The following is a 25,293-nucleotide window of genomic DNA, read 5'->3' as shown; positions in this document are numbered from 1 at the left end:
AGGGGCATTCGTGCTCCTTATTTGTTTTTTGCCTTAATCTGAATCTTAAATGTTTATTGTTGAGTATTTATTCCCAATAGTTATCTGCAATAGTTATCTAAAATAGCTATGTTCATCATTAAATCTTTATTATCAAAAAATTAATTTCATTAAGCTATCGCTTATGCTCATAAATAATGACCTTTTCTTATAAACTCCTTTATGATGCACCCTATGAATGAATCTTCTATTACTTCCCTATCTGGTTTGATTTTATCGCGTCAGCAAATTGAGACTGCGAATGGCGTTGATCTTGTTTTTTGGTTAAGCACCGAACGCGGACCTTGTCGTTTTGTTATTCCACAACAGCGTTATGTTTTTTTAATTGAACAAGATCAACGAGAACAAGCCGAAGCTATTTGGAAACAAGAAAATTGTCAGCCTAATTTTGTCCGTCCGCTTGATATTAAAACCTTTAATGGCAAAAAAGTGTGTGCTGTTTATACCTTTAAGCAACAACTACACAAGTGGTGCCAATTAGCGTTAATGCAGCAAAGCATTGCGACTTATGAAGGTGATATTAAGCTGAGCGATCGTTACTTAATGGAACGGTTTATCTATGGTTTAGTGAAAGTGTCAGGACAAATAGATTGGTTAGGCAGCTATTGGTCATGTCAGCATGCAACCATTGCGAGCGAAATCGATCCTGATGTCATCAAAGCCAATGCAACATTAAAAATGGTGTCATTGGATGTTGAATGTAGTCCGCAAAGTGAGTTGTACAGTATTGCATTGAGCATGGGGAATGTTGGACAGAAAAAAGAAGCGCATCATACCGTATTGATGATTGGTAAACCGCAAGCCGCGACCGATATCAATATCATCTGGGTTAAAGATGAACGGGCATTATTATCACAATTAATTATCTGGTTTGAACGCTATGATCCCGATGCCATTATTGGCTGGGCTGTGGCTAATTTTGACATGCGTTTATTAGCAAAACGAGCACAATTATTAAATGTACCTTTAACGATTGGTCGTGACGGTAGCGCATTAAAATGGCTAACACACCGAGATGATCCTGAATCTGGTTCGGTCATATTAAATGGTCGAGTTGTGTTGGATGGTATTGATGCCTTAAAAAACGCAAGTTTACATTTTGAAAGTTATAGCTTGGAGTTTGTGAGTCAAAGCTTATTTGGTGAAGGTAAGTTAATTGCAACTAATAGCGATAAAGGCTTAGAAATAAAACGCCAATTTGAACAAGAACCGTTAACACTGGCTCGTTATAATCTACAAGATTGTTTGTTAGTAGAGCGTATTTTTGAAGATAAGCAATTAGCAGAATATACGATTCAACGCGCTAGGTTAACCGGTTTGATGTTAGAAAGACGGGGCGCCTCGGTTGCTGCATTTATTAACTTATACTTACCTTTATTACACCGTAGCGGTTACATCGCCCCCAACTTAGGAGATGTACAAGCACAGCATTCACCTGGTGGATTTGTGATGGATTCCATTCCTGGTTTATATGAATGGGTATTAGTGCTTGATTTTAAATCTTTGTATCCAAATATTATGCGTAGTTTTAAAATTGATCCATTAGGAATGGTAGAAGGGTTGTTAGAGCCGAAGGAAAAGACTATTCCTGGTTTTAGAGGCGCCCGATTTAGTCGTACAGAGCACCATTTGCCTAAAATCATTAATACGTTAACCAGTGCGCGAGAGCAGGCGAAAAAAGAAAAAAATAACGCTTTCCAACATGCCATTAAAATTATTATGAACAGTATGTACGGGGTATTAGGCTCAGCAGGTTGTCGATTTCATGATACTCGATTGGCGAGTTCGATTACCTTGCGTGGTCATCAAATCATGCAGCAAACGGCACGCTTTATTGAAAGCAAAGGGCAGAAAGTTATTTACGGCGATACTGACTCTACTTTTGTCTATTTAAAAGACTGTAAAAATCTAGCGCAAGCCAATGAAATTGGACAGCAGTTAGCGATTGATATTAATCAGCATTGGGAAACCTTATTACGCGATGAGTTTGATTTAGATTGCTTCTTAGAGATTGAGTTTGAAACCGCTTTTTCTAAGTTTTTTATGCCAACCTTACGTGGGCAAGATACTGGCTCTAAAAAACGCTATGCAGGGCTAACTGTGACAGAGACTGGCGAAAAAATGGTGTTTAAAGGGTTAGAAACCGTGCGTTCAGATTGGACTGAGTTGGCACAAACTTTTCAAAAAACATTGTATCAAAAAGTCTTTGCAGAAATGCCAGTCGATGAATATATCATGGACACTATTGAACAATTAAAACAAGGCTTGTTAGACGACAAATTGGTTTATCACAAACGTCTACGTCGTCCATTAGCTGATTATGTGAAAAATATCCCCCCTCAGGTGAGGGCTGCGCGGTTAGCGGATCAACAAAATGCGGCACTAGGTTTACCGTTACGTTATCAACGCAATGGTAGAATAGGGTACTTATTAACGGTTAACGGCCCTGAACCACAAGAGTATTGCCATTCTGATATTGATTATCAGCAATATATTGATAAGCAGTTAAAGCCCATTGCAGAAGCTATTTTACCTGTTTTAGGTAAAGATTTTAATCTTATTACGTCAGATCAAATGTCGTTGTTTTAATGAATATCTCTTTTTTAGTGGATACAAAAAAGCCAATGCTTTACAGACATCGGCTTTTGATAATATTCAGCTAAATCGAGATTAACGTTTTATTAATAAGGTGCTGGGTATAATTTAATTACCGCACTAATATCTGATAAAGCTTGTTCTGATAGCGGATCTTTAAAGGCATTAATATTTTCTTTCAACTGCGCCATTGTTGTCGCACCAATAATAGTCGACGTTACACCATCAACTTGGTCACACCATTTCAATGCTAGCTCTGCCGTGGTGATGCCATTGGCCATTGCAATTTCTTGGTAAGCTTTAATTGCTGCTTGACTCGTTTCGGTATCCCTATATAAACCATTACGCTGTTGAAGTGTCCAACGACTCCCTTCAGGACGGGCGCCATTAAGGTACTTGCCACTCAACATGCCTGTTGCTAATGGTGACCAAGGTAAATAAGCGATATTTTCATGTACACAGTTTTCAATTAAATATGGCCAATCTTTCGCATGCAATAAACTAAATTCATTTTGAATGGAAACCATACGCGGCAGGTTATGTTGTTCGCTGAGCTTTAAGAAACTATTTATGCCCCATGGTGTATCGTCAGACAAGCCACAGTGGCGTATCTTTCCTGCTTTCACACATTTTTCCAAACCTTGCAAAATATCTAACATCGATTCTGTTTGTTCTGCACTATCACTATCAGAAAATTTAAAATGATTTGGGGCATTACGACCAAAGTGAGGCGTTTGACGATTTGGCCAATGCAATTGATATAGGTCGATATAATCTGTCTGTAATCGCTTTAAAGAGGCTTCTACTGAACTGATCACAGTGTCACCTGTGATAGGACCACCTTCTCTTACCCAAGGTAGCCCTGGGCCCGCAATTTTAGACGCTAATATGATGTCTTTACGTTGACTCTTATTATTTTTTAAATAATGCCCAATAATTGATTCTGTTTTACCGTAAGTGTCAGCAGAAGGGGGCACTGCATACATTTCAGCAGTATCAATAAAGTTAATATTCTGCGCTAATGCGTAGGCAATTTGTTGGTCGGCATCCTGCTGATTGTTTTGTAACCCCCACGTCATGCTACCTAAACAAACACGAGAAACGGATTCGTCACTACTGCCTAAAGTTGAAAATTGCATATTCACCCTTTTTTATTATTGTCGAAATTAGTCGACTAATGTAACTGCTTATGGCTCTTTTGTATATTACCGGAGAGAAGTGGTCGGAGCATTAAGCTGAACTTATAAATATGATAATAGGATTGATAATTAATGGTCGAAATTAACGTCAAAATAACGTTTAAATCTCATATTTTATAGAAATTGAATTTTTAGTTAATCTAAATTGAATATTTTTATTGAATTTTTTGAATAATGGGTTAAAAAGAGAGGGTATAGTTTTTTATTTAATTGAAGATAAAAACGCTTATACGTGACGTGTCAAAAACAATTTTTTTGTAGTTATAAAAAGCCGATAAAGGCTTAGCAATACTGTCATGATTGGAGAACTAAAATGACAAATACCAATACAAACTCTCTACAAACTGAAGACGATGATGTACAAGATGTGAATGATTTTTTTTCTGAAGATGATTGGAATGAAGACGACTCATCGACTAAAAAGAAACAAGCATTAATGAATGATAGAAAAAGAGGGCGAGTTCGCCGTAGCATTGAAGAAATTAAAGAAAGAAGACGTTTAAAAGATTTATTAGGTGATGATTACGACGATTTAGATTACCTCGACAGTTAAAAATTTGGACTGATAAATTCTATTTACTGTGTACTAGTGGGTTTCAAGAATCATGCATTGATATCTTATGCTTTTGATGACGCTCTAAATGAAATTACACGGGATATAGCAATTTTATCTGTGATTAAAAAGGTTGATGGAAACATCAGCCTTTTTTTTCGACTATTTTTTTGATGTCATATCGATTACATCAAATAAGTTATTTTAACCAGTAAAATAGATCAGTTAATGAGTGCGATGGGTATCATTGCAGTGCTATAAAATGAACTTGTTGAAGCAGATTAAACATGGTTAAAAGATCTAAAAGCTAAATTCAATGAGCGATTAAAATGAAGCGGTTCTTTTTAGATGGTTTTTTACAGAGTGTTAATTGGATCGTTAAACTTACTATTAGTTTTCGATAATGATATCAATTATCAGTTCTATATGATCTAATGTCGAGCGTTAATGTGATGGTAAATGAAAGAGTGTCGTCATTGCTCTTCTCTATATTTAATCAAAAATTAAGTAGATAAGACATTTGCTTACCAATATCTTATTAGCATTGATTTACAGTTACATAGTAGTAACATAATCGTTATATTGTGACATTTTTGTTGCATTAAAAGATTGTGATGACAGATAAAATTAGTTATTCATTAAGTGATATTTGATACCTTATTTTTATAGTTTATTGTCCGGCTATTTTAGATTGTAGGTATAATAAGGAGCTCAGCATGAAAGTACTCGCATTTGCAGCCAGTAACTCAGAAAATTCTATCAACCATAAGTTAGCAGAATATACTGCACATTTAATCCCAGATGCAGACATTGAGTTAATCAATATTAACGACTTCGAAATGCCTATTTACAGCATTCAACGTGAAGTGCAGTTAGGTAAACCAAAGCAAGCTCAAGCATTTTATGACAAAATTACAGAAGCAGATGCATTAATTATCTCTTTTGCAGAGCATAATGGTTCTTATACTGCAGCTTATAAAAATCTGTTTGATTGGACTTCTCGTATTGATATGAAAGTATATCAAGACAAACCTATTTTAATGTTAGCGACTTCTCCTGGGCCGGGTGGCGCATCTTCTGTGTTAGCCTCTGCTGTTGGTTCGGCAACTTATTTTGCAGCGGATGTAAAAGGGTCTTTGTCAGTACCTAACTTTTTTGATAATTTTGATATTGTGACAAACCAAGTTGTTGGTGTAGAAATTAAAGCAGCATTGTTAGCGATGGTTTCAACGTTAAAATAATAGTTTTTTTCAAAGTAATAAAGGTAAAGTAAATAAAAATGAAAAACCTTTTATTATTACTTATCTCCACTACTTATATCGCTTTTATTTTTTACTACCAATCAATACAGCGGCTACCTGTGTGGTCGCTATATCTATTAGCCACTAGTAACTTATTAAGTTTTATATTTTATGGCATGGATAAACTGGCAGCGATCAAACATTGGCAAAGAACACCTGAAAAACACTTTTATGCTTTAGCGCTATTATCTGGCTGGCCTGCAAGTGTGTTAGGTCAAATAGTCTTTAATCACAAAACCAGCAAGGCGAGTTTTCGTCGGTGGTTTTATTTTATGAGTATTGTTAACGTCATAATAGTAGTGGGTTATTTATTGTATTGGCCTAATGACAGATAAGACCCATACCATTACAAAGAAGCATTACAAAGAACCATTACAATGACTTATTTTGAAGTCTCTCCTCCAAACATTTCTTTTCTATATAACCTTAAACATCGTCTCTAAACACATAGCTACTTAATTCAATTTATAAGCAAAGTAAGTGTTCCGAACTCTTCAAACAATATTAAATATCATCGGCCTCAAATGCTTCATTAGCTTTATTAAATGCATCATTCTCAGACGTATTTTCATTATTATCAAATAGGCCCTCTAATTTTTCAGCATGTTCATTCCAAAGCTCTGTACCGGTTTCTTTGCCTTCATTCCATAATTCAGTACTAGATTCTTTTCCATTATCCCAAAGTGCTTTAGTTGTTTCTTGACTCTCATTCCAGACGTCTTCACTAGAGCCTTTACCATTCTCCCAAAGCTCTATACTTACTTCTTTACTATCTGCCCAGATCTCTTGACCTATCTCTTTGCTTTTCTGCAAGGCTTCTTTACTCGACTCTGTGCCTAACGTTAAAATATCTTGGCTGGTCTTTTTACTTTTTTCCCAAATTTCTTCGCTGGATTTACCTACGGCATCCCAAGACTTAGTGGGATCTGTTTTTCTCGCTGCAGAAGCGGCTATTTTTGCTCTTTCTAATAAAGTTGGTTTAGCCTCACTGGTTTGTTGGACTTCTTCTTGAAGATCAATCGCCATTGGCTCGCTTATTTGCTTTTCAGTATTTTCCTCAGAACCGCAGGCTGACAGTAATAAGGCAGTGCTAAAACATAATGATGTTATTTTTTTTGACATTTTCATATCTCAATTCCTATGAGGTGATACTCATTAGTCTATTCTGAATATATTTATATAAAACAAGTTAAGCTAATTAATTGATGTGGGTGTTATACCTTAAATATGAGGAGTATTTTAAGAGTCATTGGTGATTAGTCAAACAATAGTAAAACTAGTTGTAAATAAAGGCCCCTAAAACTTGAATTATTACACTATATAAAATACTGTTTATAAAAACAGTTGGAGTGTTCGTTGAAATTATATATTGCTGAAAAGCCAAGCTTAGGACGTGCCGTTGCAGATGCACTGCCAAAACCACACCGTAAAGCGGATGGATGTATCTATGCAGGCAATGGCGATGTCGTTAGTTGGTGTATTGGACACTTATTAACACAAGTTGATCCTGAAGCCTATGATCCTAGTTTTAAGCAATGGAAATTCGAACACCTGCCAATCATTCCTGAGAAATGGAAACTAAAATCGGTTGCCACTACGAGTAAACAATTAAGCATTTTAAAAAAGTTAATTAAACAAGCTGAGCAGTTGGTACATGTGGGTGACCCAGATCGAGAAGGTCAGCTTCTCGTTGATGAAGTGATTCATTTTAGTGGCGTAAAAGGCAATAAATTAAAACAAGTAGAACGTTGTTTAATCAGTGATTTAACGGTTAATGCTGTTAAACGTTCATTGCAACAATTACGTTCAAATCAAGATTTTATTCCACTTTCTACGTCTGCTTTAGCAAGAACCCGTGCAGATTGGTTATACGGTTTAAATTTAACCAGAGCTTATACTTTATTAGCGCAAAAATCCGGTTACAAAGGGGTGATCTCGGTTGGCCGAGTGCAAACACCCTTATTGGGCATAGTCGCAAGGCGTGATAAAGAAATTGAGCAGTTTGTTAGTAAACCATTTTATGAAGTACTCGCGCACTGCCAAGTTATTAACCAACAACAAAACCAGCCTAACTTTACTGCTAAGTGGCAACCGAGTGACGCTTGTGCACCTTATCAGGACTCTGAAGGTCGTGTTCTCGTTAAAGGATTAGCAGAGAACGTTGCGGCGCGCATTACTAACCAACCTGCAACAGTTAAAAGCTTTATTAATAAAAATAAAAAACAGGTCGCGCCACTACCTTATAATTTATCTAGTTTACAAATTGATGCGGCAAAACGGTTTGGATACAGCGCACAACAAGTATTAGATGCTGCACAGGCACTTTATGAACGTCATAAATTAATTACTTACCCACGTTCAGATTCGCGTTATTTACCACGCAATCATCATCAACAGGCTAAGTATGTTACTCAAGCCATTGCGAATAATGACAGTGCGATGCAAGAAGCTGTACAAGGTGCCAATTTAACCATTAAAGGGCGTGCATGGAATGACAGCAAAGTAGATGCGCATCATGCGATTATTCCTACGGATACCAAAAAATCAACCAACACGTTAGACTTAATTTCAAAGAATATTTATCAATTAATTGCGCGTCAGTATCTTTGCCAATTTTATGATGACTATTGTTATGCGGAATGCATTGCTGAAATTGAAATAAACCAAGGTTTGTTTGTTAGTAAAGCAAAATCAAAACAAAGCGATGGCTGGAAGATACTCTTCCCACAAAAAGAAACTGAAAGCTTTTTACCCACGCTCAAAAAAGGCCAAGTTTTACATTGTGAGCGCGGCGAAGTGCTAGATAAAAATACACAGCCTCCCGCTTTCTTTACTGATGCAACCTTGTTGGCAGCAATGAGTAATATTGCACGTTTTGTAAAAGATCCTGAGCTCAAAAAAATACTAAAAGAAACAGATGGGTTAGGAACAGAAGCGACTAGAGCGGGCATTATTGAATTACTGTTTAAGCGTCAATTCTTACAAAGAATCGGTAAAACTATTCAAGCAACAGAAGTCGGTCGAAAGCTCATTGAAAGTTTACCGGATAGCTTAACCTTACCAGATATGACCGCCTTGTGGGAAATGCAGTTAAATGCGATCAGCCAAAAGGAACAAACTTATCAAGGCTTTGTATTCCCATTACAAGATCAACTAGGCAATATTATCAGTAAAGCGATTGCTGATGGTCCGCAAGCATTAGTTAATTTACCGGCTAGTCCAGCAGGGTTTAAAAAATCGTTCTCTAAGCGAAAGTCTACGGCTAGAAAAACAACGGGCTTTAAGAAAACGACTAAGGCTAGTACGAATGCTAAACCTAAGACGAAAAGAGCAGTGACTAAGTAAGCTTTATTAAGATAAGTGATGGCGTTATTAGGCTTTCTAAAAAGGATTATTATGAAAATATGTGGAATAGAGTTAAAAGCAAGTGATGCCATTTTAGTGGTCTTAGAAACAGAGGGTGAAGACTTTCATCATATCAACTTAAAAACAAAGAAAGTTTCATTAGGTGATGGAGATATTAATGCTGACGTTTTATCTTTCAAAGAAACCATTGAGACGTTTGTTCTCGATAATCAGATAGAAAAAATATTTATTAAAAAACGTGGAAAAATAGGGCGGTTTGCTGGTGGGGCGAATACGTTTAAAATGGAAGGTTTAATTCAAATTTTAGCAGTTAACTACGTGATGTTGATTTCACCACAAACAATATCAGCAATGCAAAAGAAAAATAATATCGAGTTACCAGACTCGCTTAAACTATATCAACATGATGCCTACCTTACTGCGATAACAGGAATGCAATGAGTTCTTGGCAATTAGGACTGGTTTGTTAAATTAAAAGTACTAATTTAATATCGGTTACTAGGGTACTTTCACTGCTTTATTCGTTATACTTTTATGATATTAACCTAAGTTATTTCAATTACATAAAAAGGTTCAGAATAAGATGAATGGAGCAGGTGGAAGTTCAGGCGGTGTTGGCAACTTTTTCATTGGTTTGATTATGATGTGCGGTGGATTTTATATGCTGCTTAATGCTATCACGGTGACATCCAGTTTTGGTTTTGGCTCTCGACTTTATAGTTTTAATAACTTTGGTGGTATGGGCATTACCAGTGGTATGGTGATGATCCCTTTTATTTTTGGTATCGGCCTTATCTTTTATAATGCTAGAAACATTTTAGGTTGGATCCTTTCTATTGGCTCTCTTACTGCATTAATCTTTGGCGTTATATCTAGCGTCAGGTTCAGTATGCGTACTATGACCTCGTTTGATCTTATTGTTATTTTAGTATTGTCCGTTGGTGGGCTTGGGCTATTTTTACGCTCACTGAAATCTAATAAGAGTTGATTAATATTCCTCAGCACAGCTTTATTCTCAACACTTAAAGGTTGTGAGTCTTCTCCACTCTATTTATGAAAAAATATAATTTTATCTAAAATAGGATCTTATTGTACTCAAAGAGGTTAGTGAAATATTAGCCTCTTTGAGTACATAATGATGACTTTTTATCGTACTTTTTCTCGCATAATTTTTTAATTTCATTAAACTTAATGATTATTGATAGCAATAAGGATTATGAGCACTATTTGTAATAAAGCCATTTGTCATAAACTATCTATCATAAAAACAATAATAATAAACTTCATAGGTAATCGAATGAAAAAAGTACTAATTACACTGCTTGGAATCATGTTAGTTCTCCCTAATTTAGCTTACGCACACACTGTACCTGGTGCTGGTGGCTTTATGTCTGGATTCAGTCATCCTGTACTAGGATTTGACCATCTTCTTGCTATGTTAAGTGTGGGTATTTTGAGTGCTCAAATGGGAGGGAAAGCAATATGGAAAGTACCTGCCACTTTTGTCATCGTTATGCTGATTGGTGGCATTCTTGGTATGGAAGATATTCAACTTTTTTCTGTTGAATTAGGCATTATTTTGTCTGTGTTTGCATTAGGCCTTTCTATTGCATCAGAGAAAAAATTTCCCGCTTTGCTAGCAATGCTGTTTGTTGGCATCTTTGCCATTTTTCATGGCCATGCACATGGTTCAGAAATGCCTTATCTAGCTAAACCTATGTATTACGCACTTGGTTTTGTTGCTGGTACTGCGATCATACATATTGCAGGTGTCTTCATTGGTCTTGTCTTATTGAAACTAAAAAGTGGTGCTCAATTATTAAGATACTTAGGCGCTGGTATCGCAGGCGTTGGCTTTCACATGTTTGTAATGTGATAGCATTAAATCCTACAAACTAATTTATAAATAACGTTATAAATTAGTTTTATCTTTATCGATTCTTTAATTAATTCACCTTTCTTTTAAAACAATTTTTTAAAACAAGGTTCTAAAGCAGAACCCAAAAATAAGGGTGAATATTAAAGAATGTATATATTATTTTAATATTTAATCTTACGCAAAATGTAAGATTAACCTCGGTGTTTCTCAAGTAGACAATGATGTTTTCTCGGTTGAGTTTATCATTATGGTAAAATGAGCTAATTAATGATGTCTTGAATTCACTTGAGATTGTTGTCATGTCAGTAGCTGCAATGGCTTTTTAAGTAAAACGGTTTATTGAAACGCTTTATTAAACCGTTTTATTCACCGCCTTCAACCGTTTTCTATTTACATCGTTTTTATCTAGCAATAACATTGCGATATTGACGTGGTGATATCCCCACTAATTTTTTAAAGTATCGTCCCATGTGGCTTTGATTAGAAAAACCACAATGTAAAGCAGCGTCACTGATGCTTTCTAATTTATTATGTAGTCGTAATTTAACTTGTTCTATTCTAATGCTTAATAAATAAGCCTGGGGTGTTTGTGCTAGGCTCTGTTTAAACATACGGCAAAAGTGGTATTCACTTAATTGGGCTAATTCTGCTAATTCACTAAGGTAAATTTGGCGATGAAAGTTGGCTTGCATGTAATCACACACTAATGATGTCACCTTTGGCGATAAGCCTCCTTTGATAGGGCCTATTAGCTTAGCCATTCCCATATTTTGTATCATGGACACTAATATCGTATTGGTAACTTGCTCCATCGCTAAATGGTTATCTTTACTTTGCCAATCGCTGGTTGCCATACAGTGTCGAAATAAAGCTTCAGTTGCCACATCGGTAGTAAAGTTTAATTCTGGTAGTTGTAACATACGTGGGTCAATATCAAATACTTTCAAGGCAAGTTGTTTAAGGTAGTCATCATTAAAGTACAAATGCATAAACTGTTGCATTTGACCAAGTTGCCAATGACTTTCAGAGTCTTTTGGCATTAAACAAAATTTACCTGGTGCACCAAATCTTGAACGAATGTCGGTGCGATGTGTTTGATACCCACCTGTTAGATATAAACTTAAGGTATGTTGTTTTTCATTTATATAATAGACATGTTCATTTTTATTCTGATAATGCGCCCAAGATAATGCATCCGTTAAAGATCTTTCTCTTAAACAGACTTTGTTAGCTGATTGTTGAAAGCTAGTATTAGAAGACTCAAAATGTAAATTGGTTTTCTTTATATTGGTATGCACCGCACTAAGATTATCCATAGTAATATCATTCATAAACATTGCATTGATAGGCTCCTCTATAAAATATTATAGGAGGACGTAAATGGTTATAAGCCGTTTTTATCAACGACTAAAAAATGGCCAAGACAACTCTAATACTCACATTAACACTAATATTAAATAGCTCAACTTATACTCTGCTTTCGACGTTAGCCATGATTATAAAACCGCAATATTGTGTTAGTTTTAATGGGATTGTGATATTTCTTATAAGTTAAATACTGCATGATGTGATTCTATTATAAGTTTTATTCTTAAGGGTAAACAATGTCAGTATTACTTTATATATCAATGGTTTTTATTTGGGGATTGTCGTGGATTTCGATTAAATGGCAACATGGTAATGTACCAATGGAAGTGTCTATTTTTTATCGATTTGCTATTGCTGTCATTATTATGTTCATCATTGGAAAGTGTTGGCGAAAACTTCAACCAGTAAAACCAAGAGATCAACCTTTTTTAGCGCTGCAAGGTCTTTGTTTATTTTGTTGTAATTTCTTAGCTTTTTACAGTGCAACTTTATATATTCCGAGCGGTTTAGTCGCTGTCTTCATGGCGACGGCTCCTATTTTTAATGCGGTGCATAGTCGCTTTTTTTATCAAACTAAAACTAGTGCTAATTTTTGGTTAGGTGTGGTGTTAGGGTTAGCTGGCATTAGTTTGTTATTTACAGGGGATTTACTGAAAACAGACTGGTCACAAGATACGTTATACGGACTGTTTTTTGCCCTACTAGGCACTTGGTGTTTTTCCATTGGTAATATGCTTAGCATACGTAATACAAAAAATAATATTCAGCCTTTTACGGCAACCAGTTATGCGATGTTTTATGGTTGTGCTGCATTATTGTTGATTATTTTAGTTCGAGGGCTGTCTTTTGAATTTACGATGACGACAGAATACATAGGCAGTTTATTGTATCTTGCTATTCCTGCTTCTGTGCTTGGATTTACCTTTTATCTTATATTGGTAGATCGCTTAGGGGCGAGTAATGCCGCTTATATATTAGTATTAACACCAATTGTAGCCTTAAGTGCATCCGCTGTTTTTGAAGATTATCACTGGACGTTATTGTCAACATTAGGGTTGGTGTTAGTCATATTAGGGAATGTATTGACTCAACGTAAGAAACCTTTATTTTCTCGTTGTAAACAAACAGTATTGCAACCAAGCTAACGATGGTTTGTCTATATGCTAATGACTCTCTATAAACATCGGTAATTAGCATATAGAGCGGTATGTCCATGTAATGTATCCATGTTATGTATCCATGTTATGTATCCATGTTATGTATCTATGTTATGTATCCATGTTATGTATCTATGTTATGTATCCATGTTATGTATCTATGTTATGTATCCATGTTATGTACCTATACTTTATCTATCTATGTTATCTCGCTAGGAATTGCCTAAACGCTTTGAGTTATTCACTATTTATTCTGAACTTAGTGCGTTATGCATTTCTTTAAAAGCTAATTCTAATTCTGTTAAATCATTCCGCGCTTCTTGGATTTTTCCTGTTTGATATTTATGTTGTATTGAATTGGCAATGTCGTGAATTTTATAATGTATGTTTTCAATTTTTTGGATTTCCTCTTCATCAAGTAACTGTGTTTGTTTTTGAAGATAGAGCCAATTACCACAATGACAAAATTCATTATCCAAGATAGGCCAAAATGAAATGACGTCATGTGACGATAAAATCTTATTTTGTAATTTCTCTTTCCATTTTGTTGTCATTAATTTGAAAATTGCTAACGTGTTTTGTTTCCTTGTGTAATGTGTGCTTCCACAGGCTAGCCACTCTGTATTTGGTGTGTAATGATTTAGCCATTGAAAAAAGTCTATTGCAGGCATCGGCTTAGCGATGCCATATCCTTGGGCTTTTTCGCACCCCATCAGTAAAAGTATTAACCCATGATCTGTTGTTTCAACGCCTTCAGCAATAACATTACGATTAAATGATTTTGTTAACGAAATAACACCATCAATAATAGAGTAGTCACTTGGGTCATCAAGCACGTCTCTTACAAAGCTTTGATCAATCTTTATCGTTTCCGCAGGTAAACTTCTTAAGTGTGTTAGTGATGAGTAGCCTGTACCAAAATCATCTAATGCAAAGGTGACACCTAAGCCACTCTGACAAGCCTTGATAATATGAGTAATTGTATTGAGATCACCTAAAGTAGAGCTCTCTAGTATTTCTAATTGTAAATATTTTGCATTAACAGAAGGGTGCTCTGCTAAGTGTTTTTCAAGCATAATAAAGAAAGAAGAAGAGTGCAGGTGATTAGAAGCAATATTAATACTAACTTCTAATTTAATGCCTTGTTGTTGCCAGTTATCAAGTTGTTGTAAAGCATTTTTAATAACCCATTCTCCCACTTTAATTTCTAATGGTGTACCGTCGATCAGAGGTAAGAAGTCTAACGGGGGAAGCAATCCTTTTTCTGGGTGGAACCAGCGAATTAAAGCTTCAACACCAAAGACATTACCTGTTGCCATATTAACTTTTGGTTGATAGTACAATTGAAATTCATTGTTTTCTAAAGCGTTATTGATTTCTTCTAATTGGAGGTTCTTTTTAATGATTCGTTGATCGGAATCTGGGCTATATAAATTTGAACGATTTTTACCGGCTAACTTAGATTGATACATCGCATGATCTGCATGACGTAATAATGTATCTATATCGCCTTCATCAGATGGATATAAAGTAATGCCACTAGAAACGGTTATCTGGTGTTGAACACCGTCAATGATATAAGGTACTGCTAAGGTTTGGTGAATGCGTTTAATCGTTGCTTCATATTGTGAATTGGATTTAATGTCATTAAGCAATATTGCGAACTCATCCCCACCTTGTCGTGACACAGTATCTTCTTCTCTGATGCAGCCTGTAATGCGTTCAGCGACTTCAATTAATAAATGATCACCTGCGTCATGACCAAAACTATCATTCACAGGTTTGAAGTCATCTAGGTCAAAAAAGCATATGGCAAGTTGATGGCCTGTACGTATACTATGGGCGATTGATTGATGGAATCGATCTATAAATAAAGCTCGATTTGGCAATTTAGTTAATACATCATAATGAGCCATCAAGTTAAGTTTTTCTTGTTGCTGCTTAATACTGGTGATATCTGAAAACACACCAATGTAATGGGTTATTTGATCATCTTCGTTAGTCAATGATGTAATATTAAGGAGCTCTGCGTAAAGCTCTCCTTGTTTAGTTCTATTCCATATTTCGCCTTGCCAATGACCACTTTCTTTAATTGATTGCCACATTTGTTCATAAAATTGAGGACTTTGTTTTCCAGAATTTAACAAAGAGGGGGATTTGCCAATAACCTCTTTTCTGCTATAGCCTGTTATTTTAAAAAATGCAGAATTGACATCAACAATTAATTTATTAGCATCAGTTATGATAATTCCTTCATTAGTATCGCTAAATACTTTTGAAGATAATTGAAGTTTATCTTCTGCTTTTTTACGTTTACTAATATCTTGAGCAATGACAATAATAGTTTTAGGTTGAGAACCAATTTGGCGAGTAGGTGAAACGGTTAATTCAACCCAAATAATATGGCCTTCTTTATGAATATAGCGTTTTTTTATCGTCCCTTCATGTTGCTCATCCGTTAATATTTTTCTTCTATGGCTTAAGTTTTTTTCTAAATCATCAGGGTGTGTAATTTTTTCAAAAATGTTCACATCAGACATTTCTTCCATACCATAACCAACCATATCGCAAAATCGTTGGTTAATACGAATGACACTTTTTATGTCGAAACTGATTAATGCAACGCCAACGGTTGCTTGTTCAAAAATAGTTCGGAACAATTGCTCGCTAACGGCTAAAGACTCTTGAGAACGTAATTCATTACTAACATCTCGAATAATACAAATTAGTTGATTATTAAAGCCAATATTATTAAGACGGACATCAAAATAAGTGATTTTATCGTCAATCATTAGTTGATATTTGAAAGTAAGTATCTGATCTGTCTGTAGTACTTCATTCATTTTAGATTGAAAAAGTAAGCCTATATCTTGTGGAAAAATATCTTGTAAGCGCTTACCAATAAAGTCGTTTGAATCATTATAAAATTTATCATTACTTTGTGTATGGTAATCTAAAATAACCCCATCGGACATAATTCGAAAATAAGTATCAGGTAAAGCATTAAATAAACTCTTTAATTCAGCATGATGATGTAAGTTAATTTCTTCTGCGAGTTTTAAATCTGTAATATCTTGTACTATGCCGACAATCAATTTTGTTTGTTCTGATACATCTAAGGTATGCCCGCCTGAGGCTAAAATCCAACGTATTTCACCATCTTTTCGACGGATTCGACATTCGATATGCCAATTAACTTTATTCGCCATCGCTTGTTGGAGTTTGTTATCAACTTCGTCTTTTTCTTCGGGTAATACATGTTGAAGAAATGTATCGTAGGTCCAATCAGGCACTAGTGAGTCGTAACCAAATATTTGGTCATGTATCAGAGAGTGATGAGACGTTTGATCTGCAAGATTAAGTTCCCAATTACCAATACAACTTTGTTCTAAAACCAACTCTAATTTAGTTTCATTCTTTTTTTGTTGATTTTCTATATTACGCTGTTTGGTAATATCAACTATTTGAATAATATAGCCTGATAGTTGGTCATTATTTTCAGGTGTATAGAGAGGGGTGATAGATGTATTTGCATAGTAAATAGCATTGTGGTCAATTTGAAAACTGCTTTCAACGTCAACGTCAACGTCACCGTTATCGTTATCGTCAATCGTATTTTTAATTTGGAGGGGAATATTAACGTTAGAGTTGTCATTCATTCGAAGACTATCTGTCATTTGAAAGCTGTCTTCAAATATAACCATTTGCTTTAGATTAGAAGATTTTTTTAATCTTTTTCTCCAAATTTTTTCCCATGCTGGTGTATTACACCAGGCAGGGGATTCCCAAAATAGCTTTCCAATATAATCTACTTCTGGTTTACCTTGAAAAGTTAAAGCGATGTCATTCACTTTTAGCACTTGCCCATCCGGAGAAAGAACCGCCATATATTGAAGCTGTTGGCTGAAAATCATTTTAAATAACGGATCTGAATTATTCAGTACCAAGTTAGGAAATGAGTTTACATTCATAACTTTTGACTAGATAAAAGTGAGGTATAAAACAAAAATACAATGAGAGTGACTGTTAAAATGAATGTGATTAAATTTAATTTATCTCTTTCTATAGGTAAAACGAGTTGATTAATCACTTTATATTGAAAGGAATATAAATAGCAGAAAGCATATAAAAAGCACTGTAATTTTAGTGATATTGGTGAATGATCTTCGCGTTCTGCCATTTCTTTTCCTTGCTGTACAGCTGATTTGGCCGATATAAGTTTATTATTCGTACTGTTCTATATTACTTATTGCCTTATTATAATTTTTCTTACTTATAGATATTAAATGATAGGTATAGAGTGTCACAAAAATAAAGGAGTAAATAATGCGAGTGTAAAGACAAATTATTGTAAAAAATAAATATACTATGAAATCATAAACCAATACTACTCATTGATCACATGCTTAAACGTTTTATCTAATATAACTTACAATATTGCACCTCTATGACGTTATGCTTGTCATCACTGGCATTATGTTCTCTAATAAATGACTCTACTTTATTGCATTAAAGGCTCTCTCTACTGGTTATTTGAACTTGGTTCCTTCCTTCTTCTTTAGCGCGATATAATGCGGAGTCAGCTTTATCGATTAACCCTTCTAATATATCTCCTTTTTTATATTGACTTGCTCCTATACTAATAGTGATATTAATAGCAGTATTTAATCTTTCGGAGTGATATGGGTTTTGCTCTATGATAATTCTGAGTTTTTCGGCCACGATTAAACTTTCATTGAGACTCGTTTTAGGTAGCAGTAATATAAACTCTTCTCCCCCATATCGGGCAAATAAATCATCTGTTCTTAATGTTTTCTGTATATTTTTTACAAAGTATTTTAATATTTTATCGCCAGTGATATGACCATAAACATCATTTACTTTTTTAAAATAATCGATGTCTATCAGCAATATAGATAATGGATGATTAAATAAATCAGACTCTTGAAAAAAGGAGTCGGATTTTTCTAAAAGATAATGTCGATTAAAAATACCCGTTAAGTGATCTCGATAAGCAACATTTTGTAATAGTTCTTTTGAGTGCTCTATTTTTTCAGTACGTTCTTGAATTCTGAGTTCAAGACTCGCATTTAAATAGAGTAAAGCTTTGGTTTTTTCTGCTACTTTCCTATTAAGTTTTTTGTTTAAACTTTTTAGTACACTTTGCCTATATAAAAATGCCAACACGATCATCAATACGATAAATAATATCCACTTCAATAAGTTGTAATCGACTTTATCTACGTATTTAATTAATGTCTTTTTTTCCGTAATATTATTTATTTGTTCTTGAGATAAATTGCTAACTAACTTTTCAAAAACACTCAATAATAATGGCTCATCATTTCTCACCCCTATACCTACTTTTCTATCTTCATCAAATTTACCACTTACTTTGAGTTTACCTAAGAATTCATCCTCTAAAAAGAAATCGATAGTGTTCAAACTACCAATAAATCCGTAAAGGCTGCCATTCGCTACCTTTTCAAGTCCATCTTTTATTGTTTCAACTTCTACTATTATGATGTCCGGATAATTTTTCTTAATAATGTCTTGATGAGCATACCCTTTAGGTACCCCAATAATTTTATTTGCTAAGAGGGTGAAGTTATTGATGAAAGGGGAGTGTGTTTTAGTAACCAATACAAGAGGGAAAATTAAATAAGGGGATGTGAAGTTAAGATACTTCTTTCTTTCAGGGGTTGATGCCGCTAAAGATAATAAATCACATTTTCTTTGCTGTGCAAATACAACAGATTCACTCCATGAAGTTGTTTCGACTGTTTCTATTGGGATAGGAAGTTGCTTTCTAAAAATATCAAGAAACTCTGTATTAGTGCCAATATGTTTCCCATTATTGTCAAATCCTTCATAAGGCAACCAGTTAGGATCGATACAGAGTGTTATTTTTTGTATTTTTTCTAGGTAACTTTTTTCACGTTCGGTTAAAAATATCGTCGGTTCTTTAGCATTGTAAATAAGTTGAGTGAAATCAATCGTCTCTTTTTCAATGCCTAATACTTTATAAAGTTCGAAGCTTTTTCTAATTTTGTTTTCGTTGATCACTCCAATTTTAGAGGTGTTTAAATAAGCCAATTTTTTAAGTTCCGTACCTTCAAAAAACAATGCTTTTTTAGTTAATTTTTGTTCATTATATTGTTCGAATATGACATCGACCGTTTCAGTTATATTATCAAAGGCATATTTAAATCCCCTTAGAGATGCTTCTCTGAATGCCTTAGCGGTATCAAGATCGTTGGCCATAAAGCGTTCACTTGTATATAAAAAGTCACTATATAAATCAAATCCATAATCTTTTGGATTAAAAATATTATATTCCACGCCCATTTTTTCTAAATAATAAGGAGCTTTGGAGATATAAGCAGATATAAGATCTGTTTTATTATTTATTAAGTCTTCTATGCGATGAGTGTGTTGTAAAAAGGTTAATTTATCTTCTTTAATGCCATTAGAGGTAAGCATGGCTTTTAATGATGCCTGCTGAGCATCAGTAATGCTTGCCATTATTCTTTTATCCGAAAAGTCCTCAAATGCTTTTATGCGTGATGCTTTAGTGCTTAATAAGACCAGGGGGCTTGATTGAAAGAGTGCATATAACAAGACTATTTTTTCATTATGAGACTTAGAAAGAATCAGGGTTTCTTTGGCTACCGCAAAATCAATTTCACCATTTGTTACTTTCTGCGCAGTAAGAGGTTGGTTTTTTATATCAAAAGGTTTTATATTTACCGTTAAACCTGCTTCATTATAGAAGCCTTTTTCTTTGGCCATATAATAACCAGCAAATTGAAATTGCTCGTACCATGATAGTTGTAGTGTTACTTGTTTCAATTCATTTGCTGATAGTAGGTTGCTAAATAATACAAGTAAACAAATACACAGCCTTACAATGTTTGGCACTAAAGAATTCCTTTTCTTTTTGTAAAATCCAAATAAAAACATAGTAGAGAATAGCGAATAAGACAATAAATCATTTTAATTTTGATTAATATTTGATTATACAGAGCATTTGCGATGACTTTAAAATCTTTTTAGCTAAAGACAAATAAAAGCTAATCGAAGAGGATTTCTCAGAGAGAGTTCACATTTGAACTCTTTATTATTTTGTCTTATTTAAGGAGACAGGAATATTACATTAGAATTGATATTACCTAGCTTAAGCATGCTAAAACCTACATAACCAATTAATGTTTATTATTCATTATTGTCTTTTAAATGGACAAATTTTAAACCTGCTAGACTAACTAATAGGTTATGACGAGTTGTAAGTCGATTATATCGAATAAACAAAGTGAAAATATGTTGTAGGTAACAAAAAATTAGTTTTTGTAGGTATAAAAATGACAAATTCACTAAAATAAGATAAATTATTTAATGTTTATTATATATTCATAAAATATGACTAATGAAGTGTTACGTATTTATTAGTTTTGTTATTAATGACGAAATAATCAGTAAGTATTTAGCCTGAATCTTTTCGAATTGATTTTTATCTAACTATTTAGTGTGATATTTGAGTGCTCTCGTGTCCCCCTTGATTTTAAATTACACATCAGAGTCTTGAAATATATATTTACTTTTAACATATTTGCGGCTATTTCCGTAAAGGACAAATATTTAGGTAGTCATTATGTGCTTTTGTTCAACCCGATATGGATTGCCTCTTATTCTTTTTAATCATCAAGATGCGCATGGTAATACCAGAATATTTTTAGCTTTGTTTAATCTATTTCTTGTTAAGCATGTAATACGTTACTTCTTATTATTTATTCTATTTCTTTTCGTTACAGTTGTTTCTTCGCAAGAAGCAATCTCTCAAATTAAGTCTCCAATCGCATCTCAAACTACTGTCGTACAAAATGAATTTTCTGGTTTAACTGAAAAAGAACTTCTCACTAAAGCACAATCACAAATTAACAGTAATCGAAAACAAAGTCGTATTTTGGCTCATAGGGCTCTTCAACTTTCTGAAAAAAATCACAATACTCGTATCAGTGCTGAAGCTCATTTTCTGCTAGGTGAAATAGAAAGAAAATTAAAGAATAGAAAACCATCAACATTTCACTTTCTACAAGCTTCTCTTTTTTATGAAAAACTTGATGATAAAGAACATTATATCCTTGCTTCTGTTGGTTATATAAATTCGTTTTTAGATCGAAAACTATATTATCAAGTAAGTGAAAAAACCAATGAAATTATATCTATAGCAAAGCAATACGGGAAGCCATACCCTACAGCTGTAGCGATTATTGTTAAAGGTAAAAGCTATTACCGACAAAAACATTATGAAGATGCTATCGAACAATATAATGAGGCATTAGCGTATCTTAAAAAAAATGAAAGTAATGATAAGCTAATCAAAAAAGAACTTGGCGAAACCTATACTAAGTTAGCTGAGTCTTACAAGCGTTTAAAAAATAGAGAGTTGGTGGCTGTTTCTTATAAAAATGCTTTGGATATTTATACCGAGATACAAGATAGAAAGTTAATGGCTCGTACCTTAAATACGCTTGCAGAAGCGGAGCGATATCTTGGTAATTATAACACTGCACTTGATTATTCAATGCAGGGGTTAGCAATACATAAAACAATAAATGACCCTGTCGGACGAGGTAAAGCCTTAATGGGCGCGGGTATCATTTATCGATATATTCATCTTTATGAAAAATCATTAGAATATATTTATAAAGCTCATCAATATTATCTGAAAGTAAATAATTCAAGCGGTATTGCAAAAACATCGAATCAAATAGGGCTTATTTATACTCGGTTAAAAGAGTTTGAGCAGGCCAGATCATTTTATCACTTAACAATCGATTTACCTGAAAATGAAGTAGATGCTAAAACAATGGCTTCTGCATTACGAGAACTTGCAGTAATAGATCTTAACTCTGGCAATTATGAGTCCGCGAAAAAGAAAATAAAAAGGGCGCATATCATTTATCAAAAAGAAAATGAAAAATCTAATGAATCATTGACTGCTCGTATTCTTGCTAATATATACCGAGCAGAAAATGATGATGAGGCGGCTATTGTTTATTACAGAAGGTCTTTGGATATAGCAATACAAATAAAAAGTGAGATATATCAAATAAAAGCACAAATCCCGCTTGCAGGTATTCTGATTGGTAAAAATAATGAAGAGGCGATTAGGCTATTAAAAGATTCATTAGTTTTGTCGACTAAAGTTAACTCAACAAACCATATGTTATACGCTTATCGAGAATTAAAAAAAGCGGAAAAGTCACGACAAAATTTTGAAGCGTCTTTACATTATGCAGAAAAAGAAATTGAGCTATTTAGAGTGATGCAACAAGAGCGAGAGGATGAAGAGCTAGTTTTAGTTAAGGCTAAGTTATATTCGCATAAAAAAGAGATAGAGTTAGCGGAGTTAAAAGAAAAAGCCCGATTAGATCAACTTGAAATAGTAAAGAAAAACAATGAAATAGAAATATCAAAACAAGATCAGAAAATCGCTGATTTAGAATTGACGAAAAACAAATATGCGAACTTAATCTTAGCCACTTTACTGCTGATATGTCTATTTGCAGTCTGTTTTATTTACCGTCAATTTAATCAATCACGAAAATTGAATAAAAAACTTGATTACCTTGCTGCACGAGATCCATTGACTAACTGCTTCAATAGACGCACTTTATTTGATCTTATGAATCAAAGCTTTGCTGATTTAGAGTCACTGGACGAGTATTGTATTATCATGGTGGATATTGACCATTTTAAAGAAGTTAATGATACTCATGGACATAATGTGGGCGATACAGTGCTTCGTGGCATTGCAAATATTTTACAAGCTGGTGTTCGCCAAGATGATATTACGGTGCGTTACGGAGGCGAGGAATTTTGCCTTGTTTTATCAGGTGTCTTGCCGGAACAAGCAATGTTAATTGTAGAGGCAATCCGCCAAAAAATAGAAGTGAGTTATTTCGATGGGATAACGGTTACCTGTAGCTTTGGGGTAACATCTATTCGATTTAATGCTCAAACGCCAGCAGATCTGATTCATCAAGCTGATTTGGCCTTGTATAAATCAAAACAAAATGGCCGTAACAAAGTGACTCTATGGAACGAAACTATTGGGCCGCAACGGTGAAATTAGTTTTATCTTATAGATAGAACTTGTTAAAGAGGCTTTTAATACGGTAAGTTATGAATAATCACTTATCTATTAGGAGTCTCTTATATTGAACCATATTAATGTCCCAGTCCTAACATCAATTATTAACCGCTCTGGTAATACAGGTTATTCAGCCTTTAATGATGTGCAGTATTCCATCCGAGACTATAACGGTTTATTTATCACTGACAGATTGGATGCGCTTAATTTTCGTCACAGGATGAGTGAGCCCGGTTATTTTAGTTCATGGCATGTCGCAGGCGACCCAACTCTAATTATTGTCCGTTCTGGAACATTACGTATAGGACTACGTAATGGAGATTATCGAGACTTTATCGCTGGAGATATTTTTATTGCTGAAGATCGCCTACAAGAAAATGAACTCTTTGATTTGAATATTCATGGTCATACTGCAGAATTAATGGGTGACGAGGTGTTACTTGCTATCCATATTAAGCTAGCTGAAATAAAGAAATAAACACCTAGGGTCAAATATCCATTTTTCACATTACAGTCGTTTTGTTAATACAGACGCTTAATTTTCAAATCTACCAATCTATTTAACCTCAATTCTGGTTAATGAAAGCGTCATTATATTTAACATCATAAGGTTATATTTTTTGACTAGTCAGGGCCGTTAGTTTTGCGTAGTTTAGGCGAATTATTAAAGCAATAACGGGGTATTGATAAATAATTAGCGTGATTGGTATTAGCCCTAATTTATTGTTAATACACAGTCAATTACATCGCTAGTTGCATAAGAAGGAGGTCTCTGAAAATGAAAAATTCAATTTATGCTTTTATGTTAGTCATGATGATGTTGAGCATTACCTCATGTAGCACAAAGTTAGCTTATAATAATTTAGATTGGCTTGCTTCTTGGTATGTAGATGACTATGTAAATTTAACTGACAGTCAAGAAGATGAGTTTGATACTAAGTTAGATGCTTTTTTGGTGTGGCATAGAAATATAGAGCTACAAAATTATATTCTTCAAATTAAAGCTATCCAAGCAGATTTCAATAAAGGCGTTACCCTTTCTGATATTGAAAGTTATGTTACGTCTGTAAAAACCTTTTTAGACGTTGCTTTAACCAAGGCGGAGCCTGAAGTCGTTGCGTTGGCTTATTCGTTAAGTGATCAACAAGCTGGTAGTTTTTTAGTTGAGTTTGAGCAACAGAATCTTGATAAAATTGAAAGGTTTGAACAAGAAAGCAAAGAAAGGCGAACAGAGAAGAGGCTTGAAAAGTTTGAAGAACAGTTGAGCTCATTTATTGGAAGATTAAATGCACAACAAAAGAAACTCCTTAATGATGGTAATAATCAATTATTATCTAGTTTTCAAGAACGCATTCAATTTCGTCGTCAATGGGCAGATTCTATAAGAGGAGCTTATGTCATACGAGCTCGAAGCCTCGGTGATACAGACAAGAAAAAGAAAGGTTTTGAACTTGCATTAAAACAATCAATTCTAGAATTAAACTCATTACGTTCGGACAAATATTCAAACATATTAGATCATAATCAAAGAGTGAGGGTCAATACGTTGTACCAAATCATCACATCGTTGAATGAGAAGCAGTTAAAGCATCTTAATGAAAAAATAAATGAGATTATTGGAGATTTAGAAGCGTTACTCTAGGTTTTTTTTTATGTGAGGTCTGGAATTAAAAGAGTCGA

General features: G+C 34.3%; 17 protein-coding genes. 12 read left to right on the top strand and 5 right to left on the bottom strand.

What is annotated here, in order from left to right; all coding sequences use genetic code 11:
* Positions 1-213 precede the first annotated feature (213 nt).
* On the top strand, positions 214-2,628 hold the full coding sequence (locus tag Q0794_RS14575; RefSeq protein WP_298943102.1) for a DNA polymerase II: 2,415 nt from the start codon (positions 214-216) through the stop codon (positions 2,626-2,628).
* A 92-nt stretch (positions 2,629-2,720) separates the two neighbouring features.
* Here the strand turns inward: Q0794_RS14575 and Q0794_RS14570 are convergent, their stop codons facing one another.
* A complete protein-coding gene (locus Q0794_RS14570) occupies positions 2,721-3,773 on the bottom strand; it encodes an aldo/keto reductase (protein WP_298943101.1) in 1,053 nt (350 codons plus the stop codon).
* 373 nt (positions 3,774-4,146) lie between these two features.
* On the opposite strand from Q0794_RS14570, the gene Q0794_RS14565 reads away from it, so the two are divergent.
* The 3 genes from Q0794_RS14565 to Q0794_RS14555 all read left to right on the top strand — a co-directional run bounded on the left by Q0794_RS14565 (position 4,147) and on the right by Q0794_RS14555 (position 6,022).
* Positions 4,147-4,386: a PA3496 family putative envelope integrity protein gene (locus Q0794_RS14565; RefSeq protein WP_298943099.1), complete on the top strand. Its 240-nt coding sequence runs from the start codon at positions 4,147-4,149 to the stop codon at positions 4,384-4,386.
* 716 nt (positions 4,387-5,102) lie between these two features.
* Entirely contained in the window at positions 5,103-5,627 is a 525-nt protein-coding gene (locus tag Q0794_RS14560) for an NADPH-dependent FMN reductase (protein WP_298943097.1), read from the top strand.
* 38 nt (positions 5,628-5,665) lie between these two features.
* Complete coding sequence (locus Q0794_RS14555) at positions 5,666-6,022, top strand: DUF1294 domain-containing protein (RefSeq protein ID WP_298943095.1); 357 nt, start codon at positions 5,666-5,668, stop codon at positions 6,020-6,022.
* A gap of 169 nt (positions 6,023-6,191) precedes the next feature.
* Here Q0794_RS14555 and Q0794_RS14550 read toward each other — a convergent pair whose 3' ends face one another.
* Positions 6,192-6,815, bottom strand: a complete 624-nt coding sequence (locus Q0794_RS14550) for a hypothetical protein (RefSeq protein ID WP_298943093.1) — start codon at positions 6,813-6,815, stop codon at positions 6,192-6,194.
* Between the two features lie 228 nt (positions 6,816-7,043).
* Here Q0794_RS14550 and Q0794_RS14545 point away from each other — a divergent pair, with 228 nt between their 5' ends.
* From Q0794_RS14545 to Q0794_RS14530, 4 genes are all read left to right on the top strand, one after another.
* Positions 7,044-9,032: a DNA topoisomerase III gene (locus Q0794_RS14545; RefSeq protein ID WP_298943091.1), complete on the top strand. Its 1,989-nt coding sequence runs from the start codon at positions 7,044-7,046 to the stop codon at positions 9,030-9,032.
* Positions 9,033-9,083: 51 nt separating this feature from the next.
* Positions 9,084-9,494: a DUF3010 family protein gene (locus Q0794_RS14540; RefSeq protein WP_298943089.1), complete on the top strand. Its 411-nt coding sequence runs from the start codon at positions 9,084-9,086 to the stop codon at positions 9,492-9,494.
* Between the two features lie 142 nt (positions 9,495-9,636).
* A complete protein-coding gene (locus Q0794_RS14535) occupies positions 9,637-10,041 on the top strand; it encodes a hypothetical protein (RefSeq protein WP_025563811.1) in 405 nt (134 codons plus the stop codon).
* Between the two features lie 309 nt (positions 10,042-10,350).
* Entirely contained in the window at positions 10,351-10,929 is a 579-nt protein-coding gene (locus Q0794_RS14530) for a HupE/UreJ family protein (protein WP_298943084.1), read from the top strand.
* Positions 10,930-11,333: 404 nt separating this feature from the next.
* Here the strand turns inward: Q0794_RS14530 and Q0794_RS14525 are convergent, their stop codons facing one another.
* Positions 11,334-12,263 (bottom strand): AraC family transcriptional regulator, encoded by a 930-nt coding sequence (locus tag Q0794_RS14525; protein WP_298943082.1) that lies wholly within the window; start codon positions 12,261-12,263, stop codon positions 11,334-11,336.
* 273 nt (positions 12,264-12,536) lie between these two features.
* On the opposite strand from Q0794_RS14525, the gene Q0794_RS14520 reads away from it, so the two are divergent.
* Positions 12,537-13,445 (top strand): EamA family transporter, encoded by a 909-nt coding sequence (locus Q0794_RS14520; RefSeq protein ID WP_298943080.1) that lies wholly within the window; start codon positions 12,537-12,539, stop codon positions 13,443-13,445.
* Positions 13,446-13,705: 260 nt separating this feature from the next.
* Here Q0794_RS14520 and Q0794_RS14515 read toward each other — a convergent pair whose 3' ends face one another.
* Positions 13,706-17,428, bottom strand: a complete 3,723-nt coding sequence (locus Q0794_RS14515) for an EAL domain-containing protein (protein WP_298943078.1) — start codon at positions 17,426-17,428, stop codon at positions 13,706-13,708.
* Between the two features lie 538 nt (positions 17,429-17,966).
* Positions 17,967-20,378, bottom strand: coding sequence for a diguanylate cyclase (locus Q0794_RS14510; RefSeq protein ID WP_298943077.1), 2,412 nt, complete (start codon positions 20,376-20,378; stop codon positions 17,967-17,969).
* A gap of 730 nt (positions 20,379-21,108) precedes the next feature.
* Between Q0794_RS14510 and Q0794_RS14505 the strand changes: the two genes are divergently transcribed.
* From Q0794_RS14505 to Q0794_RS14495, 3 genes are all read left to right on the top strand, one after another.
* Entirely contained in the window at positions 21,109-23,589 is a 2,481-nt protein-coding gene (locus tag Q0794_RS14505; RefSeq protein ID WP_298943075.1) for a diguanylate cyclase, read from the top strand.
* Positions 23,590-23,833: 244 nt separating this feature from the next.
* Positions 23,834-24,091 (top strand): hypothetical protein, encoded by a 258-nt coding sequence (locus tag Q0794_RS14500; RefSeq protein ID WP_298943073.1) that lies wholly within the window; start codon positions 23,834-23,836, stop codon positions 24,089-24,091.
* Between the two features lie 300 nt (positions 24,092-24,391).
* On the top strand, positions 24,392-25,255 hold the full coding sequence (locus Q0794_RS14495; RefSeq protein WP_298943071.1) for a DUF6279 family lipoprotein: 864 nt from the start codon (positions 24,392-24,394) through the stop codon (positions 25,253-25,255).
* Positions 25,256-25,293: the final 38 nt, after the last annotated feature.

Origin of the sequence: uncultured Psychromonas sp. (assembly GCF_947489755.1) — a bacterium.
In the GTDB taxonomy this organism is placed as follows: Bacteria; Pseudomonadota; Gammaproteobacteria; order Enterobacterales; family Psychromonadaceae; genus Psychromonas.
Note: the sequence above shows the minus strand (reverse complement) of the source record. Positions and strands in the feature narration are given on the sequence as shown.

Excerpts from the sequence above, each read along its gene's own strand:
- Q0794_RS14575 (WP_298943102.1), top strand. The coding sequence starts at position 214 with ATGAATGAATCTTCTATTACTTCCCTATCTGGTTTGATTTTATCGCGT.
- Q0794_RS14570 (WP_298943101.1), bottom strand. The coding sequence starts at position 3,773 with ATGCAATTTTCAACTTTAGGCAGTAGTGACGAATCCGTTTCTCGTGTT.
- Q0794_RS14565 (WP_298943099.1), top strand. The coding sequence starts at position 4,147 with ATGACAAATACCAATACAAACTCTCTACAAACTGAAGACGATGATGTA.
- Q0794_RS14560 (WP_298943097.1), top strand. The coding sequence starts at position 5,103 with ATGAAAGTACTCGCATTTGCAGCCAGTAACTCAGAAAATTCTATCAAC.
- Q0794_RS14555 (WP_298943095.1), top strand. The coding sequence starts at position 5,666 with ATGAAAAACCTTTTATTATTACTTATCTCCACTACTTATATCGCTTTT.
- Q0794_RS14550 (WP_298943093.1), bottom strand. The coding sequence starts at position 6,815 with ATGAAAATGTCAAAAAAAATAACATCATTATGTTTTAGCACTGCCTTA.
- Q0794_RS14540 (WP_298943089.1), top strand. The coding sequence starts at position 9,084 with ATGAAAATATGTGGAATAGAGTTAAAAGCAAGTGATGCCATTTTAGTG.
- Q0794_RS14535 (WP_025563811.1), top strand. The coding sequence starts at position 9,637 with ATGAATGGAGCAGGTGGAAGTTCAGGCGGTGTTGGCAACTTTTTCATT.
- Q0794_RS14530 (WP_298943084.1), top strand. The coding sequence starts at position 10,351 with ATGAAAAAAGTACTAATTACACTGCTTGGAATCATGTTAGTTCTCCCT.
- Q0794_RS14525 (WP_298943082.1), bottom strand. The coding sequence starts at position 12,263 with ATGAATGATATTACTATGGATAATCTTAGTGCGGTGCATACCAATATA.
- Q0794_RS14520 (WP_298943080.1), top strand. The coding sequence starts at position 12,537 with ATGTCAGTATTACTTTATATATCAATGGTTTTTATTTGGGGATTGTCG.
- Q0794_RS14515 (WP_298943078.1), bottom strand. The coding sequence starts at position 17,428 with ATGAATGTAAACTCATTTCCTAACTTGGTACTGAATAATTCAGATCCG.
- Q0794_RS14505 (WP_298943075.1), top strand. The coding sequence starts at position 21,109 with ATGTGCTTTTGTTCAACCCGATATGGATTGCCTCTTATTCTTTTTAAT.
- Q0794_RS14500 (WP_298943073.1), top strand. The coding sequence starts at position 23,834 with ATGAGTGAGCCCGGTTATTTTAGTTCATGGCATGTCGCAGGCGACCCA.
- Q0794_RS14495 (WP_298943071.1), top strand. The coding sequence starts at position 24,392 with ATGAAAAATTCAATTTATGCTTTTATGTTAGTCATGATGATGTTGAGC.